Origin of the sequence: Allokutzneria albata, from assembly GCF_900103775.1 — a bacterium.
Classification (GTDB): domain Bacteria; phylum Actinomycetota; class Actinomycetes; order Mycobacteriales; family Pseudonocardiaceae; genus Allokutzneria; species Allokutzneria albata.
This window is the reverse complement of record NZ_LT629701.1, coordinates 7058041-7075201: the sequence shown is the minus strand read 5'-3', so window position 1 is coordinate 7075201 and position 17161 is coordinate 7058041. Positions and strand designations below refer to the sequence as shown.

The following is a 17161-nucleotide window of genomic DNA, read 5'->3' as shown; positions in this document are numbered from 1 at the left end:
TGGGCCGCACCGGGTCCAGCATCACGATCATGGCGAACCGGATCAGCTCAACCCTTGTCGCGCTGTGCATGGCGGCGGGTGGCGCCCTCGCGCTCACCACGCCCGCGGAGGCCGCACCGAAGTGGAACTGCTCGTGGCGGACCCCGTACGGCGACGAGGTCAAGGACGGCAACAAGGCGTGCATCCGCGTCAACGGCGGGAACTTCGAGGCCTACGCCGACATCAAGAACGTGCCCAAGCACTGCTCGAACAGCATCTTCTCGCTGAACGAGTACAGCGCGGGTTCTCGTGACGAGGTGACCCTCCACTGCAAGAAGGGCAAGACCAAGACCCTCAAGGCAGCCGTCAAGGGCCACACCAAGAACCACCACAGCGCCTGGATGACCTTCTACTTCGAGAACTACCCCGCGAAGCAGTACGGCAGCCCCTCGAAGAAGGGGTAGTCAGGACCCGGTCCACGGTTCGTAGCGCGGGGACTCCACGCGGAGACCTTCGACGATCGAGGCGTGGACCGCGCGCGCCATCGCCGAGCCGATCCGCGAGCGGGGCCCGCCATAGGCTTCGGCGGGCCCGTTCGCGGGGCACAGCAACACGACCGCGTCGGTGACGGTCCCGGTGCCGGGGATCTCGGCCTCCCGCAACGCCTGCGCCTTGGCCTCGGCCACCGTTGCGACAGCGTTCACCAAGGCCGCCTCGGACATCCGCACCGGTGACCAGCACACGACATTGATCGTGCCCGGCGCCGCGTCCAGCGAAGACCCGCTTGCGGGGTCGAGCACCGGCGCCGCGGAGGATCGCGCCGCTGCCCACGTGGGGTGCAGGCCGATCCCGGTCGTCGCGGACGCCACGACGCCGTTGTCCGCGTTGGTCACCGCCAGCCGGACGTCGACGGCTGTCAGCAATCCCGTGCCCGCACCGGAAAGCCCTGACGCAGCAGCGAGTTCGGCCACGTGCTCCCCGGGGTCGGCGCGGTCGTAGTTCGTTCCGACCGTCGCGTTGACGACCCAGGAACGCTCGCCGATGCCGCCGCCGTGCACCCCGGAGGAGATCGCCAGCCACGGCCGATCAGCCTGCCAGGCCAGGACCGGATAGGACTCCACCCAGTGCAGCACCGGTGCCGGCGCGGTCCACTCGCTCATCGGAGCACCCTACGAACCAGCGCACGCCGCGTTCCACGCCGCTGCACAACTTCGAAACCGTTGGCCCGGAACAGGTTCAGCGTCCCGTGGTAGAGCGAGCCGGAGTTCCGCTTGGCGCCTTCGGTGTCGACGGGATAGCCCTCGACGATCCGCGCGCCGCCGTCCCTGGCGTGCTCGACAGCGGCGTCCAACAGAGCGGCCGTCACCCCCTGCCGGCGCGCGGAGCGGTGGACGAAGAAGCACGTCACCGACCACACACCGGCCAAGTCCTCTTGTAGGTCGACGGGTTTCGCGACCTGGGAGCGTTCGAGCCGCGAGTGGTCGAGCCGCGGCGCCACCGCGACCCAACCGACCGCGCGTTCTTCTTGTACCGCAAGCAATCCGACCGGCGCGCCGGAACGGACGAGGTCCCGCAAGGCTTTCCGGTTGCCCTCGCCCGCGTTGGCGCGCTGCTCGGCGTTGCTCTGCCGGAACCACATGCACCAGCAGCCCTCGACCGCGCCCCGTGGCCCGAACAGCTCCTCCAGCAGCGGCCACGTGCTCTCGTCGAGCGGGCGGACGTTCATCCCGTGAGCGCCTGGACCACCCGCGACGGGCTCGGGCGGCCGAGCTGCTCGGCCATCCACGCGCTGGTCCTGGCGAGCGCGTCCAGGTCGACGCCGTGCTCGATGCCCATCCCCTCCAGCGCCCACACCAGGTCCTCGGTGGCGAGGTTGCCGGTGGCCGACTCCGCGTAGGGGCAGCCACCGAGCCCGCCCGCCGACGAGTCCACAGTGGACACTCCACAGCGCAGCGCGGTCAGCGTGTTGGCCAGCGCCTGGCCGTAGGTGTCGTGGAAGTGCACGGCGAGCCGGTCGATCTCGTCGAAGCCCGCGATGACGTCCTCGACCAGCCCCGGCGTCGCGACGCCGATGGTGTCGCCGAGGGAGATCTGCCAGCAGCCCATGTCCAGCAGCCGCTCGCCGACCCGGTGCACCTGCTCCGGCTCGACGTCGCCCTCCCACTGGTCGCCGAAGCACATCGAGATGTAGCCGCGCACCCGCAGCCCCTCGGCCAGCGCCCTGGTGACGACCGGCTCGAACATCTCGAACTGCTCGTCCAGGGTGCGGTTGAGGTTGCGCTTGGCGAAGCTCTCGGTGGCACTGGCGAAGATCGCGATGTGGCCGACCCCCGCCGCGAGCGCGCGGTCCAGTCCGCGCTCGTTGGGCACCAGCACCGGGTAGTCGACACCAGGACGGCGCTCCAGCCCGGCGAGCAGCTCCTCGGCGTCGGCCAGCTGCGGCACCCACTTCGGGTGCACGAAACTGGTCGCCTCCAACGTGGTCAGCCCCGCGTCGGCGAGGCGGCCGAGGAACTCCAGCTTGGTCGCGACCGGGACGATCGACTTCTCGTTCTGCAACCCGTCGCGGGCGCCGACCTCCCAGATCGTCACCCGCTGGGGGTAGAAGGACTCCAGCGGCACCGACCGGGTCGGCAGGCCCACCTCGCGAGCCCCCATCAGCGAGCCTGCTTCGGCGCGAAGTCGTCGTTCGGGTCGTCGTTGGTCTCGCGGTAGAGCACCGTGCGGACGTGCTCGACCTTGGGGATGTCGTCGAACTCCAGCGGTTCGTCCGAGGCCGACTCGACGACCAGGGTGCCGCAGCCGAAGAGCCGGTCGGACAGCGACTGGTTCGAGCGAACACTGTTGATCTTGGACATCGGCAGGTCGATGCCGGTCCGCTTGAGCACACCCTCGCGCACCATCAGCCGGTGCGTGGTCACCACGAAATGCGTCGTGCGCCAGCGCACGAACGGCGCGAAGGTGAACCAGATGAGCAGGATGCCGCCCACGACGGCGATCGCGATCTGGCCGACCGTCCGCCACTCGGTCTCCTGCACCAGGGTGGCGAGATAGATGCCGCCGCCGACAACGACGAGCAGCACGATCACGGGGAAGAACAGCATCTTCCAGTGCGGGTGCTTGTGCACCACGACCTGCTCGTCGTCGGAAAGCAGATCGTCCGGGTAGGCCACGGGACTCCTCCTGGTGTGCGGGACGCGGCGATCACCGTACTCGCGTCGCTCCCGCGGACCCTAGCGACTCACTCGGCCTGACTAGCCGGGCGCAGGTGGACGACGTCACCAGCGGAGATCGGCTGCGCCGAACCGTTCGCGGTCCGCACGACCAGCCTGCCGTCGTCGTCGACGTCCTCGGCGACACCGTTCAGGAAGCGGTTGGCGCCCCCTGCCGCGGGCAGCTCCACCCGGACCCGCTGCCCCAACGTGCCGCAGACCTGCCGGTACCGCTCGACCAGCCCGCTGAGCACGGGGTCGCCCGCGTGCTCGCGCCACTGCCGCTCGGCGAAGTCCAGCTCCCGCAACAACTCCACCAGGATGCGGTCGCGGTCCAGGCACTCCGCCCCCTGCAGGGCCAGCGAGGTCGGCGGGAGCCCGCCCGGGCCCACCGGAAGTTCATCCGCTCGCTGGTGCACGTTCACCCCGATGCCCAGCACGACCGCCGGGTTCGCCCCGCCGACCGCCTCGGCGAGCACCCCGCAGCACTTCGCCCGATCGGGGCCGACCAGGAGGTCGTTCGGCCACTTCAGCACCGCGTCGACCCCGCAGAGCCCGCCGAGCACGCGCTGCACCACGACGCCGCCGAGCATCATCAGCCACCCGAACCGGGCAACCGGCACCCCGGCCGGGCGCAACAGCACGGACACGTGGATGCCCGCCCGCGCGGGTGAAACCCACGAGCGGGTGTTCCGGCCGCGCCCCGCCGTCTGCTCCTCGGCGATGAGCACCGTCCGGTCCGGCGCGCCCTCCCGGGCCGCGGCGGCGAGGTCGGTGTTGGTCGAGCCGGTGCGCTCCAGCACGTCGAGCGCGGTGTACGGCCCGGCGGGCGCCAGCAGCTCGGCGCGTAGCGCGTCCGCGTGAAGGGCAGCGAGATCGGCGATCACGCCTGGTCAGGGTAGTCGCCGGGGTACGGGGGCCGCCCGTTGGGCATTGAGTCCACTGTGGACACACTTTCGGGTCGTCTTCCGGCGAGCGGGTTTGACCGCGTTGGGAGACATTCTCCGCCGAGGCCCTCGCCGAGGAGAGGAATCCGATGAGCGTCGACCAGCTCACGGGCGCGGACGTGCACGCCGACCGCGCATACGTCGTGGGAATGCTGTTCGCCTTCTGTCCCGCACAGGTCGTGCACACCGTCGCGAGGCTCGGCGTCGCCGACGCGCTCGCGGGCGGCGCTCGCACCACGTCCCAGCTCGCCGTCGCGCTCGACGTGCACGAGCCATCGCTGAAGCGGCTGCTGCGCGGGGCGACGCAGATCGGCTTGGTGAAGGAGACCGAACCGGACGTCTACGTGCTCACCAACGCCGGAGAGGTGCTGCGCGAGGGCGTGCCCGGCTCCGTGCGCAACCTCGCCCTCACCTTCGGCGGCGAGCCGACGTGGAAGTCCTGGGGCCGCATGGCGGACAGCGTTCGGACCGGTCGTTCCGGGATCGAGCTGGAGTACGACCGCAAGCCGTTCGAGTGGCTGGCCGAGCACCCCGAGGCCGAGGCCCACTTCAACGGCGCCATGGCGGAGACGACGGAAACGCAGAACCCGGCCGTTGTCGCCGCGTGCGACCTGTCTGCCACCACAACGCTCGTCGACGTCGGTGGCGGCAACGGCACCCTGATCGCGAGTCTGCTGGCGGCGAATCCGCACGTGACAGGCATCCTCTACGATCTGCCCATGGGGCTCGCCGAGTCGGCTCCGGTGCTCGCCCCGGTCGTGGACCGCTGCCGCGCGGTGCCCGGCGACTTCTTCGAGTCCGTACCCGCGGGTCACGACACGTACGTGCTCAAGAGCGTCCTGCACGACTGGGACGACGAGAGCGCCGTCCGGATACTGCGCAGCTGCGCGCGGGCGATGCGGCCCGACAGCGAGCTTCTGATCATCGAGCAGGTCATGCCGTCGGGCGTCACCGACTTCGCCGACGAGCCGTTCGTGGTGATGAGCGACCTGAACATGATGGTGTGCACCACCGGCAAGGAACGCACGCGGGAGGAGTTCGCCGCGCTGCTGGCCGAGGCCGGCATGCACCTGGACTCGATCACCCGGTGCGAGTTCCCGATCTCCGTTTCCGTCCTCAGGGCCACCCCCGTCTGACGGCGTTTCCGGGATGACCGGCGGTGCACGGCGGGAAGGAGGAGCCATGAACCCAGCGTCGAGGCCACCGACGCCCCGCACCGCCGTGTCACCCTCGAAGAGGTGCGGGAACACCGTGACGAGATCTACGGCGGCTACTTCGCGCTGACCGGCTTCGCGCTCGGGGGCGAGGACCTGCTCACCGTGTTCCCCCAGGTCACGACCCCCAACGGGCTCAAGCACCGGATGCGCGAGCGCATTCTGTCCGAGGCAGTGGCGATGTGAGGCGAGACACCGACGAGCGGCTGCGCGACTTCCTCGACGCGGCCGCCGCGATCAGGCGGCATCGGCCGAGGTCACGTGCCGCACTGGAACCGCGCCGTGCACGCCTGCTTCGAGATCGACCTCGACCTCCGGTGGCGGCCGCCACCGGAGAGTGATGTGGGATACGCATCAGTAACCACCGCTGGCCGGGGTGGATACGCTCACCGGTCATGAGCAGCGCCACCGAACCGATCGGCGTGGCACCGAGCGCGGAGCCGGACACGCACACCACCGCCGGCAAGCTCGCCGACCTGTACCGCCGCAACGACGAGGCCGTGCACGCCGGCTCCGCCCGCGCGGTGGAGAAGCAGCACGCGAAGGGCAAGATGACCGCCCGGGAGCGGATCGAGAAGCTGCTCGATCCGGGGTCGTTCGTCGAGCTGGACGAGCTGGCCCGGCACCGCTCGATCAACTTCGGCCAGGAGCGCAACCGGCCCTACGGCGACGGCGTCGTCACCGGCTACGGCACCGTGGACGGGCGCCCGGTGTGCGTGTTCAGCCAGGACGTGACGATCTTCGGCGGCTCGCTCGGCGAGGTCTACGGCGAGAAGATCGTCAAGGTGATGGACCTGGCGCTCAAGACCGGTCGGCCGATCGTCGGCATCAACGAGGGCGGCGGGGCGCGCATCCAGGAGGGCGTGGTCTCGCTCGGCCTCTACGGGGAGATCTTCCGGCGCAACACCCAGGCCTCCGGCGTGATCCCGCAGATCTCGCTGATCATGGGGCCGTGCGCGGGCGGGCACGTGTACTCCCCCGCGCTGACCGACTTCACCGTGATGGTCGACCAGACCTCGCACATGTTCATCACCGGCCCCGACGTGATCAAGACGGTCACCGGTGAGGACGTCGGCTTCGAGGACCTGGGCGGCGCGCGGACGCACAACACCAAGTCCGGCAACGCGCACTACATGGGCACCGACGAGGACGACGCGATCTCCTACGTCAAGGCTCTGCTGAGCTACCTGCCCTCGAACAACCTCTCCGAGCCGCCGGTCTACGACTCCCCCGCGCTCACCGAGACCTCGATCGCCGAGGCGCTGACCGACGACGACCGCGAGCTGGACACGCTCATCCCGGACTCGGCGAACCAGCCCTACGACATGCACGAGGTCATCACCCGCGTGCTCGACGACGGCGAGTTCCTCGAGGTGCAGCCGCTGTTCGCGCCGAACATCCTGATCGGCTTCGGCCGGGTGGACGGGCAGAGCGTCGGCGTGGTGGCCAACCAGCCCACCCAGTTCGCCGGCTGCCTGGACATCGACGCCAGCGAGAAGGCCGCGCGCTTCGTGCGCACCTGCGACGCCTTCAACATCCCGGTGCTCACCTTCGTGGACGTCCCGGGCTTCCTCCCCGGCACCGACCAGGAGTGGAACGGCATCATCCGGCGCGGCGCGAAGCTGATCTACGCCTACGCCGAGGCCACCGTCCCACTGGTCACGGTGATCACCCGCAAGGCCTACGGCGGCGCCTACGACGTGATGGGCTCCAAGCACCTCGGCGCGGACGTGAACCTCGCCTGGCCGACCGCCCAGATCGCGGTCATGGGTGCTTCGGGCGCGGCGAACATCGTGCACCGCAAGACGTTGGCGCAGGCGGCGGAGCGCGGCGAGGACGTGGACGCCCTGCGCGCCAAGCTCCAGCAGGAGTACGAGGACGCCCTGTGCAACCCCTACGTGGCCGCCGAGCGCGGTTACGTGGACTCGGTGATCCCGCCGTCCTACACCCGCGGCTACGTGGCCCGCGCGCTGAACCTGTTGAAGGAGAAGCGGGAGACGCTGCCGCCCAAGAAGCACGGGAACATCCCGCTGTGAGCGCCCAGGAACCGCTGCTGAGCGTCGTCCGGGGCGAGCCGACGGACGCGGAACTCGCCGCGCTCGCCGCGGTGATCACGGCGATGGCGAGCCGGGAGGCGCCCGAACCCCCGCCGCGGCCGCGCTCGCTGTGGGCCGACCGGGCTTCGCTGCTGCGGCGCCCGCACCATCCCGGTCCGGGGGCGTGGCGGGCGTCGGCGCACCGTTTCTGAGCGCTCGTCAGGGGAAGAGCACGGGGTCGGCGAGCATCAGCAAGCCGGCGAGGCCGCCCGCGATGGCTGCTCCGAGTACCGACAGCGGCCACGCGTGGCGGCGCACCCTGGTGATCACACGCATCGGGCCATCGTGGGCCCGCGCCGACACGGCCCGCATCCGCACGACTACTCAGTACGGCCGACGCCGATCGGCTCTGCCCGGCGCCTGGACAGGGTGCATAGCGTTGTGCCAGTTCCTGAGGCGGAGGTGCGCTTTGCTCAGACGGATCGGCGTCCTGGCCGGGCTGTTGGCCCTCATCAGTTCGACGGTGGCAGTGCCCGCCTCGGCGCGGGTCCTCCCAGGTGGGCTCAGCCAACCGGTGCACGCGCTCGCCGACGCGGTGCGCGAGACGGTGTGGGTGGACATCGGTCTCGACGGCGATCGGGACGGCGTGCGCGACCGGGTGGCCGCGGACATCGTGCGGCCTCAGACCACCGCCAAGGTGCCGGTGATCATGGACGCGAGCCCGTACTACTCGTGCTGCGGTCGCGGCAACGAGTCCGAGCGCAAGACCTATGACGCGAGTGGGCGTCCAGTCGGTTTCCCGCTCTTCTACGACAACTACTTCGTGCCGCGCGGCTATTCGGTCGTGCTGGTCGATCTCGCGGGCACCAACCGTTCCGAGGGCTGTGTGGACGTCGGCGGCCGGTCAGATGTCACGTCGGCCAAGGCGGTCGTCGACTGGCTCAACGGCCGCAGCGCGGGCTACGACAGCAAAGCGGGCGGCAAGCCGGTGCAGGCGACGTGGTCCACCGGCGCGGTCGGCATGATCGGCAAGTCCTACGACGGCACGATCGCCAACGGCGTCGCGGCCACGGGTGTCGACGGCCTGCGCACCATCGTGCCGATCGGCGCGATCAGCTCCTGGTACGACTACTACCGCGGCGACGGAGTCCCGTTCCGCCGCAACGGTCCCTCCGGCCTGGCCCGCACGGTGGAGAGCGGCGGACGGGCGGACTGCGGTCACGCCAAGACCGCGCTCGACCAGGGCGCCAAGGCCAACGGTGACTTCACCCCGATGTGGGCCGAGCGCAACCACGTCCCGGACGCGAGCAAGGTGAAGGCGAGCGTCTTCGTCGTGCACGGGCTCGGCGACCTCAACGTCATGACCCTCCACTTCGGACAGTGGTGGGACGCGCTGGCCAAGGCGGGGGTGAAGCGCAAGATCTGGCTCAGCCAGGCCGGGCACGTCGACCCCTTCGACTTCCGCAGGGCGGAGTGGGTGCGCACGCTGCACCGCTGGTTCGACCACACGTTGCTCGGCGTCGCCAACGGCATCGACACCGAGCCGATGGCCGATGTGGAGCGCGCGCCGGACACCTGGGTCACCGACAAGGTCTGGCCACCCACGGCGAAGCTGACCTCCGTGCGCCCGCAACCGGGCACCGCCGCGGGTCTCGGCAAGCTCGCCACGGCCCCGGCGGCGGTGGGCAAGACCGAGCAGCTGACCGACGACGGCCGGACCAACGAGTTCTCGTGGGCGTTGCAGCCCAACACTTCCTCCCCGTCCCGAGTGCTCTTCACGACCGGCTCGCTGAGCGAGGAAGTGCGGCTCTCCGGCACCGGCTCGGTCACCGTCACGGCCAGCTCGTCGACGCCGACCGCGCACCTGACCGTCGCGCTGGTCCACTACGGCCCCACCACGATTCGCGACTACCGGGGCAGCGGTGAAGGCATCAGGACCCTCGGCACCGAGTCGTGCTGGGGAGAGAACCGCGACGGTGACAACGCCTGCTACAAGGACACCGCGACCACCACGAAGCAGGTCGACCACGAGGTGCTGGCGCGCGGCTGGGCGGACCTGAGCAACCACGCTTCGCTGAACAGCAGCACACCGTTGCGGCCGGGGCAGAGCTACCCGATGACGTTCCGGCTCTCCGCGCTCGACCACGTGATCCCGGCGGGCCACCAGCTCGCGGTGATCATCGGTGGAACGGACGACACGTTCATCACCGCACCGGCCCAGTTGCCCCGGATCACCGTCGACCTGAGCCGCACCTCCTTCGACCTCCCACTGGTGGGCGGGCTGCCCGCCGCGAGCGGAGAGCAGGCTCCGGAAGCGCGCTCCGGGATGCCCGCGCCCTCGGCACTGCCCAACGGCGAACGCTGATCGGCTCATCCATTCGAGTGCCCTCGGCAGCGGTGCGAACCCGCGCCGGGGGCACTCCCCCTATGTTCTCCCCGGGACAACACGCGGGTGTGGGGGCACCGGCGATCGCGCAACGGGGGAACACATGAACACGCGGCTGACAGCCGCCGTGCTGGCGCTCGCGCTCCTCGCGACGGGGTGCACCACGGCGGTCATCGGCGATTCTCTGTCCAAAGTAGACAAACCGGTGGTCCTCATCCCGGAAGAGCCCGCGAAGTGGGCGGCCGGCCGGATCGACCCGTGCACACTGCTCACGGCCGCGGTGCCGCTGACGATCACGCCGGGCAGTGCGTACCTGGTCAGGCCGCACCGCTGCGAGATGGAGGTGACCAAGGACAGCTGGGACAAGTTCACCGTCGAACTGGAGGTCGGTGCGCGCTTCCATCACGGGGACCGCGCCGACTCGGCGCCGGTCACCGCGCGCGGATTGCTTGCCTACCAACGACTCTCCATCTCCGAGATGACCAGCAACACCTGCGAGGTGTTCCTGCCGCTCTCGTCGACCGCGGCGATCCTGGTCACCAGCCGGGCGGAAGGGCGCGAACGAGATCCGGGAATCGCCTGCGCGACACCGCGCGGGTTCGTCGACCGCGTCGCAGGGGAACTGGAACGTCCGGAAGCGCACTTGCACAGGCCAGGACCGATGCTGGCCAAGTGGGACATGTGCGAAGTCCTGGGCGGTGCGCTGGACAGGCCCGCGCCCGAGCCGGGGCGGAACCGCGACGAGTGCTCAGCGAGGCTCGACAGCGGCAAGTACATCAGCTTGGCAGCGCAACACGGTGACGATCCGGCGGTGCGTGTCGAGGCACCGGAGACGATCGTCCAGCTGAACGGTGTGGCGGCGAAACGGCACCGGTTCGACTCGTCCGAGCCGCTCGCCTGCACGCTGTCCTGGGCCCAGGAAGCCGTCCCGATCTCCAGGTACGGCAACAGCTTCCACGTGCTGCAGCTCTCCGGGGCGGCCTGCGAGGAGTTCCCCGCCCTGGCGAACAAGGTCCGCGCGGTCCTGTCCGCCGAACCTCCGGGGGCACCCGCACCGGGCAGGCTGGGCCTCCCCGATGGCGCTCAGGACGAGGAGACCGACCCCGCCTGCCGCATCTTCACCAACGCCTGGCCCGACACCTGCCGCGCGGCCAAGCCCGCGATCCCGAGGCAGGGCGTCAACGCGATCATGGCCGCGGTGGGCGAGAGTTCGGGCGGGGACGAGCTGTGCGCGATGCTCGCGGACGCGATGCGCACGGTCACCCTGCGGGAGCCGGTGGTCGCGGTGGTCGACGACATCCACAAGTGGGGGTGCGCGGCACGAACCCCGGACTACAGCCTGGCCGTGAACCTCGGCGTGGGCCCGGACGAGTCGCTCACCGGCCTGGCGGACTGGCTCTGCCTCACCGGCTCCCGGTGGGGCGACGGCACCGTCGACGGGCGGCAGGCCAGGAACTGCACGCACCACGGCGGAGTCAGGACGGTCGCCGGAGTGACCGGCAAGGACGTCTACGTCGCCGTCCGGGGCTCGGCGGAGGCCGAGGGAATCCTGAAGATCACCGGCAGCCTGCACCACCCCGTCGGGATCTCGGACATCCTGCGCCCGGCCCAGGACGCGGAGAAGGCCGCACTCGTCGACCGGGTCGCCGAACATGTGGCGCGGCGGTACTTCACGTCCTGACCGCCGAAGTGGCGCGCTGGGTCGGAGCGAGACGCGGCGCGGCGGACTGGCTACCCTCGCGGCTCGTGCGATTCGTGCTTGCCTCAGCCTCCCCCGCCCGCCGCGCCGTGCTCCGCGCCGCCGGGATCGATCCGATCGTCCGCGTCTCCGGTGTCGACGAGGACGCCGTCACCGCGGCGCTCGGTGACGCCTCCCCGACCGACCTGGTCGTGGCGCTCGCCGAGGCCAAGGCGGCGGCCGTCTGCCGGGACGTGGCCGCCGATTTCCCGGACTGCGTGGTCGTCGCCTGCGACTCGATGCTGCTGATGGACTTCGGCGACGGGCCGGAGGTGGTCGGCAAGCCGGGCACCGCGGACGTGGCCCGCGAGCGGTGGAAGCACATGGCCGGCGGCACCGGCGACCTGCTCACCGGGCACGCGGTCGCGCTGTTCCGCGACGGCGAGGCCGTCGCGCGCGCCAGGGGCTCGGCCTCGACCACGGTCCGCTTCGCCGACATCACCGACGAGGAGCTGGAGGCCTACCTGGCCACCGACGAGCCGCTGGCGGTCGCGGGCGGCTTCACCCTGGACGGCCTAGGCGGCTGGTTCGTCGAGGGCGTCGACGGTGACCCGTCCAGCGTCATCGGCATCAGCCTTCCCCTCACCCGGAAGCTCCTTGCGCAGGTGGGGGTGGGTGTCGTCACACTTTGGCGGGACCAGGAAGCCTCCTCGCCCTCGGATGGTTAGTTGAGAGCGCAATGAAGATTCCTCGGCTTCTGCTGACCAGGCGCCTGCACGTCGATCTGCGACGGCAGGCGAGTTCGCTCTGTCCCGGCTGACCCGCCCCGACACCGAACCCTTCCCCCTCACACGCCAAGGAATCCTCCCGTGCTCAAGAAGATCCCGTTCTGGGTCCAGATCGTGGTGGGCCTCGTGCTCGGCATCGTGCTGGGCGTGATCGCCAGGGTCGGCAACCTGGCCTGGCTGAGCACCGCGCTGAGCACGATCGGCGGCACGTTCGTGCAGCTGCTCATGCTCGCCGTGGTGCCGCTGGTGTTCATTGCGATCGTGGTGAGCATCGCCAACCTCCGGCAGATCAGCGGCGGGCCGGGCACGGTCGCCAGGCTGACCGGCAAGACCCTGCTGTGGTTCGGCATCACCTCGCTGATCGCGGTGCTCGTCGGCATCGCGACCGGGCTGATCAGCAACCCCGGCCAGGGCGTCGGACTGGCCCCCGACCCCAACTACAAGCCGAAGACGCAGGGCAGCTGGCTCGACTTCCTCAAGGGGATCATCCCGACCAACCCGGCCGACGCCTTCACCTCCAACGGCAAGGTGCTGCAGATCGTCTTCCTGGCCGTGGTGATCGGCATCGCCGCGTACAAGGTCGGCGAGAAGGCCGAGCCGTTCGTCGCCTTCAACCGCTCGCTGCTGGAGGTCGTGCAGAAGGCGCTGTGGTGGGTCATCCGGCTCGCCCCGCTCGGCACGCTCGGCCTGATCGGCAAGGCCGCCTCGCAGTACGGCTTCGACCTGCTGCGCCCGCTCGCGACGTTCGTGATCGGGGTCTACGTCGCGTGCGCCGTGGTGCTGTTCGTGGTCTACCCGGTCCTGCTGCGGGTGGTCGGCAAGGTCAGCCCGGCGAAGTTCTTCGCCAACGCCTGGCCCGCGATCCAGCTGGCGTTCGTGTCCCGGTCCTCGATCGGCACGCTCCCGCTGACGCAGCGCACCACGATCGACAACCTCGGGGTGCCGAGGGAGTACGCGAGCTTCGCGGTGCCGTTCGGCGCGAGCACCAAGATGGACGGCTGCGCCGCGGTCTACCCGGCCATCGCCGCGATCTTCGTGTCGCAGGTCTTCAACGTCCCGCTGTCGCTGTGGGACTACGTGCTGATCGCGTTCGTGTCCGTGGTCGGCTCCGCGGCCACCGCGGGGCTCACCGGCGCCACCGTGATGCTCACGCTGACCCTGTCCACCGTGGGCCTGCCGCTGGCCGGTGTCGGCCTCCTGCTGGCGATCGACCCGATCCTGGACATGATGCGCACCGCGACGAACGTGGCGGGCCAGATGGTCGTCCCGGTCCTCGTCGCGCGCAGCGAGGGCACTCTGGACGACGAGGTCTACAACGCGCCGAGGACCGACGTCCTGGCCGACGAGCCCGCTCCCACCCCCGCGTGACCCCAGCTCCTCAGCACTTGCGCAGCGCGGACTTCGCGGGCGCGAGTGCTGAGGGGTAACCGGGCAGCCGGTCGAGCCTGCTCACCGGGGCGGTGCAGCCCATCTGCTCCGTCTCGGTGGACCACACCTCGATGAAGTAGGACTCGCAGAGCGTGGCCCCGCTGCCGCAGCCGCTCTGCGCGGTCACCAGCTCGGCGACGCCGTTGCCGTCCACGTCGTGCAGGTTCATCAGGCCCGCCGTGGCGACGTAGGCCGACTGCGCCCGCTCCCACGCGTCCGGGCCGCGCACGAACAGCTCCCCGGTCACGGTGTCCCCGGCCTCGCCGGAGACCAGGCAGACCGCGATGCGCCCGGGCGCGCAGCTCAGCGACTGCGGGGTCAGCCGCGCCGAGTACTGGCCGATGGTGACCTCGAAGATGCTGTGCGCGTTGTCCCGGCCCACCCGGATGCGCCCGTTGCCGCCGTTCTTGTCGGTCAGCAGCTCGATCTGGTCGCCCTCGATCCGCTGCGTGGCCAGCACCTTGCACGGCCCGGTGTTGCAGTAGAGCTGGCCCTGGGCCGGAGGCGGCGTCGTGGACGAGGCGCCGGGGTTGCCCGACGCGTCGTCGGCCCCGCGCAGCGCGGCGACGGCGACCAGGGCCGCGACGGTCACCACCGCGCTGGCCCACATGGTCACGACGACCGACTTCGGCGCGGACGACACCTCGCACACCCCCTTCGCCTGAATGGTTACCGGCCGGAAACAGCAACTGCAACGACGCGCGCCCGACACGTGAGGTTGCTCTCCAGTAGCACCCCTCACCTGGACCCTAGACTCGCCGACGCGCCAGTCTGTTGACCGACGCGTCGTCACGAGGAGGTGCGGTGTCAGTGCGCAGCGACACGCAGGGGCGGGCCATCACGAAGGTGCTCGTCGCCAACCGCGGCGAGATCGCGGTCCGGGTGATCAGGGCCTGCCGGGACGCGGGACTGGCCAGCGTGGCCGTCTACGCCGACCCCGACCGCGACGCGCCCTTCGCCCGGCTCGCCGACGAGGCGTTCGCGCTCGGCGGCAGCACCGCGGCGGAGTCCTACCTCAACGTCGACAAGCTGCTCGACGTCGCCAAGCGCGCGGGCGCCGACGCGGTGCACCCCGGCTACGGCTTCCTCTCCGAGAACGCCGACTTCGCCCAGGCCGTCATCGACGCGGACCTGACCTGGATCGGACCGACCCCGCAGGCCATCCGCGACCTCGGGGACAAGGTCACCGCGCGGCACATCGCGATGCGGGCGGGCGCCCCGCTGGTGCCCGGGACCAAGGAGCCGGTCAGCGGTCCGGACGAGATCATCGCCTTCGCCTCCGAGCACGGCCTGCCGATCGCGATCAAGGCGGCGTTCGGCGGTGGCGGCCGCGGCCTCAAGGTCGCCCGCACCGTGGAGGAGATCCCGGAGCTGTTCGACAGCGCGGTGCGCGAGGCCGTCGCCGCCTTCGGCCGGGGCGAGTGCTTCGTGGAGCGCTACCTGGACAAGCCCCGCCACGTCGAGGCCCAGGTGCTCGCCGACCAGCACGGCACCGTGATCGTGGTCGGCACCCGCGACTGCTCGCTGCAGCGCAGGCACCAGAAGCTGGTGGAGGAGGCCCCCGCGCCGTTCCTCAGCGAGGACCAGCACCGCCGCATCCACGAGGCGGCCCGCGCCATCTGCGCCGAGGCGGGCTACCACGGCGCGGGCACGGTGGAGTTCCTGGTCGGCCTCGACGGCACGATCTCGTTCCTGGAGGTCAACACCCGGCTCCAGGTCGAGCACCCGGTCAGCGAGGAGACCACCGGCATCGACCTGGTGCGCGAGCAGTTCCGCATCGCCGCCGGGGAGAAGCTGCGCTTCACCGAGGACCCGACGCCGCGCGGGCACTCCATCGAGTTCCGGATCAACGGCGAGGACGCGGGCCGCAACTTCCTGCCCGCGCCCGGCACGGTGACCACCTTCATCGCGCCGTCCGGTCCCGGCGTCCGGGTGGACGCGGGCGTGGAGTCGGGCAGCGTGATCGGCGGCCAGTTCGACTCGTTGCTGGCCAAGCTGATCGTCACCGGCGAGACCAGGGAGCAGGCCATCGAGCGGGCCCGCCGCGCGCTGGACGAGATGGTCGTCGAGGGCATGGCGACCGTGCTGCCCTTCCACCGCGCGATCTTGCGCGACCCCGCCTTCACCGAGCACTTCACCGTTCACACCAGGTGGATCGAGACGGAGTTCGACAACACCATCGAGCCCTTCGCCGGCGCCGCGGGCACCGAGGACGTCGAGATCCCCCGGCAGAGCGTGGTCGTCGAGGTCGGCGGGCGCCGCCTCGAAGTCACCCTTCCCGGTGACCTGGCGATCGGCGGCAACGGCGGCGGTACGGCCGTGAAGGCCAAGCCCCGCAAGCGTTCCGGCGGCAAGGCGGCCGCGGCCGCCTCCGGTGACGCGGTCGCCGCGCCGATGCAGGGCACCATCGTCAAGGTCGCCGTCGAGGACGGCCAGCACGTCGAGGCGGGCGACCTGCTCGTGGTGCTGGAGGCGATGAAGATGGAGAACCCGGTCACCGCGCACAAGGCGGGCACCGTCACCGGACTCACCGCCGCCCCGGGCGACGCGGTCGGGCAGGGTGTCGTGCTGTGCGAGGTGAAGGACTGAGCGGGCGACCCAGCCTGCTCCTGCTCGATCTGGACGGGGTGCTGCGGCGCTTCGGCTCCGCGGCCCCCGTCGAGGACCGTTACGACCTGCCGAGGGACAGCCTGGCCGCCGCGGCCTTCGCCGCCGACGTGCTCGGTCCGGCGCTCGTCGGCGACATCGACGCCGAGCAGTGGTGGGCTGCCGCGCGGGACCGCCTGGTCGCCGATCACTCCACTGTGGACACTGAGGCGGCCGGTGCGGCGATGCGCGCGTTCATGCGCCCCGGCGAGGTGGTCCCCGAGGCGCTGGAGCTGGTCCGCGCGGTCCGCGGGACGGGCTGCCGGGTGGCGCTGCTGACCAACGCGACGAGCCGCCTTGAGGACGACCTGCGGCTGCTCGGGCTGGACCGCGAGGTCGACGCCGTGGTCTCGTCGGAGCGCATCGGCCGGGCGAAGCCGGATCCCGAGGCGTACCGCCGCGCTCTTCGCGTCCTGCAGCACTCCCCCGCGACGACGCTGTTCTGCGACGACACCGCGGAGAACGTCGTGGCGGCGGCCGGACTCGGCATCGACGCCGCGCACGTCCCCACCACCGGCTCGCTGCGGGAGGCGCTGCGCGCCCGCGGCCTGCTCGACGCCGATCCCGCTCCAGGAGGGTCCACTGTGGACACGCAGTTGCAGGCGCTGGTCGTGTTGCACGACAAGGACGAAGCGGAGGAACTGGCCGGGGAGCTGCTCGCCGAGGGCTGGGCGCCGTGCACGGTCCACCGCGAACTGCTCGCCGGGGAGGACGACGCCGAGGACGCCGACTGGGTGGTCCTGGTGGAGACCACGCCGGACGGCCTGCCCGCGATCCACTCCCAGGACCAGCTGGAGCTGCTGGCCGACCGCTACGACGGCTTCGTCACCGACACGGGGTGACCACC

General features: G+C 70.8%; 18 protein-coding genes. 12 read left to right on the top strand and 6 right to left on the bottom strand.

Annotated features, from left to right (window positions below; genetic code table 11):
* Nucleotides 1–29: 29 nt before the first annotated feature.
* Entirely contained in the window at nt 30–443 is a 414-nt protein-coding gene (locus BLT28_RS32420) for a hypothetical protein (RefSeq protein ID WP_156050421.1), read from the top strand.
* On the opposite strand, the gene BLT28_RS32415 is transcribed toward BLT28_RS32420, so the two are convergent.
* The 5 genes from BLT28_RS32415 to BLT28_RS32395 form a co-directional block, all read right to left on the bottom strand.
* The gene (locus BLT28_RS32415) at nt 444–1139 is read right to left on the bottom strand and encodes an adenosylcobinamide amidohydrolase (protein ID WP_030426869.1); all 696 of its coding nucleotides are present in this window, start codon (nt 1137–1139) and stop codon (nt 444–446) included.
* Complete coding sequence (locus tag BLT28_RS32410) at nt 1136–1705, bottom strand: GNAT family N-acetyltransferase (protein ID WP_030426870.1); 570 nt, start codon at nt 1703–1705, stop codon at nt 1136–1138. Before BLT28_RS32410 ends, BLT28_RS32415 begins: the two co-directional genes overlap by 4 nt.
* A complete protein-coding gene (locus BLT28_RS32405) occupies nt 1702–2637 on the bottom strand; it encodes a hydroxymethylglutaryl-CoA lyase (RefSeq protein ID WP_030426871.1) in 936 nt (311 codons plus the stop codon). The genes BLT28_RS32410 and BLT28_RS32405 overlap by 4 nt, the downstream gene beginning before the upstream one ends.
* Nucleotides 2637–3152 (bottom strand): PH domain-containing protein, encoded by a 516-nt coding sequence (locus BLT28_RS32400; protein WP_030426872.1) that lies wholly within the window; start codon nt 3150–3152, stop codon nt 2637–2639. The genes BLT28_RS32405 and BLT28_RS32400 overlap by 1 nt, the downstream gene beginning before the upstream one ends.
* A gap of 68 nt (nt 3153–3220) precedes the next feature.
* Nucleotides 3221–4078, bottom strand: coding sequence for a biotin--[acetyl-CoA-carboxylase] ligase (locus tag BLT28_RS32395; RefSeq protein WP_322788459.1), 858 nt, complete (start codon nt 4076–4078; stop codon nt 3221–3223).
* A gap of 149 nt (nt 4079–4227) precedes the next feature.
* On the opposite strand from BLT28_RS32395, the gene BLT28_RS32390 reads away from it, so the two are divergent.
* The 9 genes from BLT28_RS32390 to BLT28_RS32360 all read left to right on the top strand — a co-directional run bounded on the left by BLT28_RS32390 (nt 4228) and on the right by BLT28_RS32360 (nt 13608).
* Nucleotides 4228–5274, top strand: a complete 1047-nt coding sequence (locus tag BLT28_RS32390) for a methyltransferase (RefSeq protein WP_052406771.1) — start codon at nt 4228–4230, stop codon at nt 5272–5274.
* 102 nt (nt 5275–5376) lie between these two features.
* On the top strand, nt 5377–5538 hold the full coding sequence (locus tag BLT28_RS40565; RefSeq protein WP_156050423.1) for a hypothetical protein: 162 nt from the start codon (nt 5377–5379) through the stop codon (nt 5536–5538).
* Between the two features lie 209 nt (nt 5539–5747).
* On the top strand, nt 5748–7388 hold the full coding sequence (locus BLT28_RS32385) for an acyl-CoA carboxylase subunit beta (RefSeq protein WP_030426875.1): 1641 nt from the start codon (nt 5748–5750) through the stop codon (nt 7386–7388).
* On the top strand, nt 7385–7600 hold the full coding sequence (locus BLT28_RS32380) for an acyl-CoA carboxylase subunit epsilon (RefSeq protein WP_030426876.1): 216 nt from the start codon (nt 7385–7387) through the stop codon (nt 7598–7600). Before BLT28_RS32385 ends, BLT28_RS32380 begins: the two co-directional genes overlap by 4 nt.
* A 257-nt stretch (nt 7601–7857) precedes the next feature.
* A complete protein-coding gene (locus BLT28_RS32375; RefSeq protein WP_231950499.1) occupies nt 7858–9753 on the top strand; it encodes a Xaa-Pro dipeptidyl-peptidase in 1896 nt (631 codons plus the stop codon).
* A 124-nt stretch (nt 9754–9877) separates the two neighbouring features.
* A complete protein-coding gene (locus tag BLT28_RS32370) occupies nt 9878–11455 on the top strand; it encodes a hypothetical protein (RefSeq protein WP_043810077.1) in 1578 nt (525 codons plus the stop codon).
* A gap of 65 nt (nt 11456–11520) precedes the next feature.
* Entirely contained in the window at nt 11521–12180 is a 660-nt protein-coding gene (locus BLT28_RS32365; protein WP_030426878.1) for a Maf family protein, read from the top strand.
* Between the two features lie 11 nt (nt 12181–12191).
* Nucleotides 12192–12272, top strand: coding sequence for a putative leader peptide (locus tag BLT28_RS42935; RefSeq protein WP_371504170.1), 81 nt, complete (start codon nt 12192–12194; stop codon nt 12270–12272).
* Between the two features lie 49 nt (nt 12273–12321).
* Entirely contained in the window at nt 12322–13608 is a 1287-nt protein-coding gene (locus tag BLT28_RS32360) for a dicarboxylate/amino acid:cation symporter (protein ID WP_030426879.1), read from the top strand.
* 10 nt (nt 13609–13618) lie between these two features.
* Here BLT28_RS32360 and BLT28_RS32355 read toward each other — a convergent pair whose 3' ends face one another.
* A complete protein-coding gene (locus BLT28_RS32355; RefSeq protein ID WP_156050425.1) occupies nt 13619–14311 on the bottom strand; it encodes a hypothetical protein in 693 nt (230 codons plus the stop codon).
* A gap of 161 nt (nt 14312–14472) precedes the next feature.
* Here BLT28_RS32355 and BLT28_RS32350 point away from each other — a divergent pair, with 161 nt between their 5' ends.
* Complete coding sequence (locus tag BLT28_RS32350; RefSeq protein WP_030426881.1) at nt 14473–16257, top strand: acetyl-CoA carboxylase biotin carboxylase subunit; 1785 nt, start codon at nt 14473–14475, stop codon at nt 16255–16257.
* Nucleotides 16239–17156, top strand: coding sequence for an HAD family hydrolase (locus BLT28_RS32345; RefSeq protein WP_081899952.1), 918 nt, complete (start codon nt 16239–16241; stop codon nt 17154–17156). The genes BLT28_RS32350 and BLT28_RS32345 overlap by 19 nt, the downstream gene beginning before the upstream one ends.
* Nucleotides 17157–17161 lie beyond the last annotated feature (5 nt).

Bases quoted from the DNA above. Each gene is read 5' to 3' on its own strand.
- BLT28_RS32410 (WP_030426870.1), bottom strand. From the start codon at position 1,705: ATGAACGTCCGCCCGCTCGACGAGAGCACGTGGCCGCTGCTGGAGGAG.
- BLT28_RS32405 (WP_030426871.1), bottom strand. From the start codon at position 2,637: ATGGGGGCTCGCGAGGTGGGCCTGCCGACCCGGTCGGTGCCGCTGGAG.
- BLT28_RS42935 (WP_371504170.1), top strand. From the start codon at position 12,192: ATGAAGATTCCTCGGCTTCTGCTGACCAGGCGCCTGCACGTCGATCTG.
- BLT28_RS32390 (WP_052406771.1), top strand. From the start codon at position 4,228: ATGAGCGTCGACCAGCTCACGGGCGCGGACGTGCACGCCGACCGCGCA.
- BLT28_RS32370 (WP_043810077.1), top strand. From the start codon at position 9,878: ATGAACACGCGGCTGACAGCCGCCGTGCTGGCGCTCGCGCTCCTCGCG.
- BLT28_RS32385 (WP_030426875.1), top strand. From the start codon at position 5,748: ATGAGCAGCGCCACCGAACCGATCGGCGTGGCACCGAGCGCGGAGCCG.
- BLT28_RS32415 (WP_030426869.1), bottom strand. From the start codon at position 1,139: ATGAGCGAGTGGACCGCGCCGGCACCGGTGCTGCACTGGGTGGAGTCC.
- BLT28_RS32420 (WP_156050421.1), top strand. From the start codon at position 30: ATGGCGAACCGGATCAGCTCAACCCTTGTCGCGCTGTGCATGGCGGCG.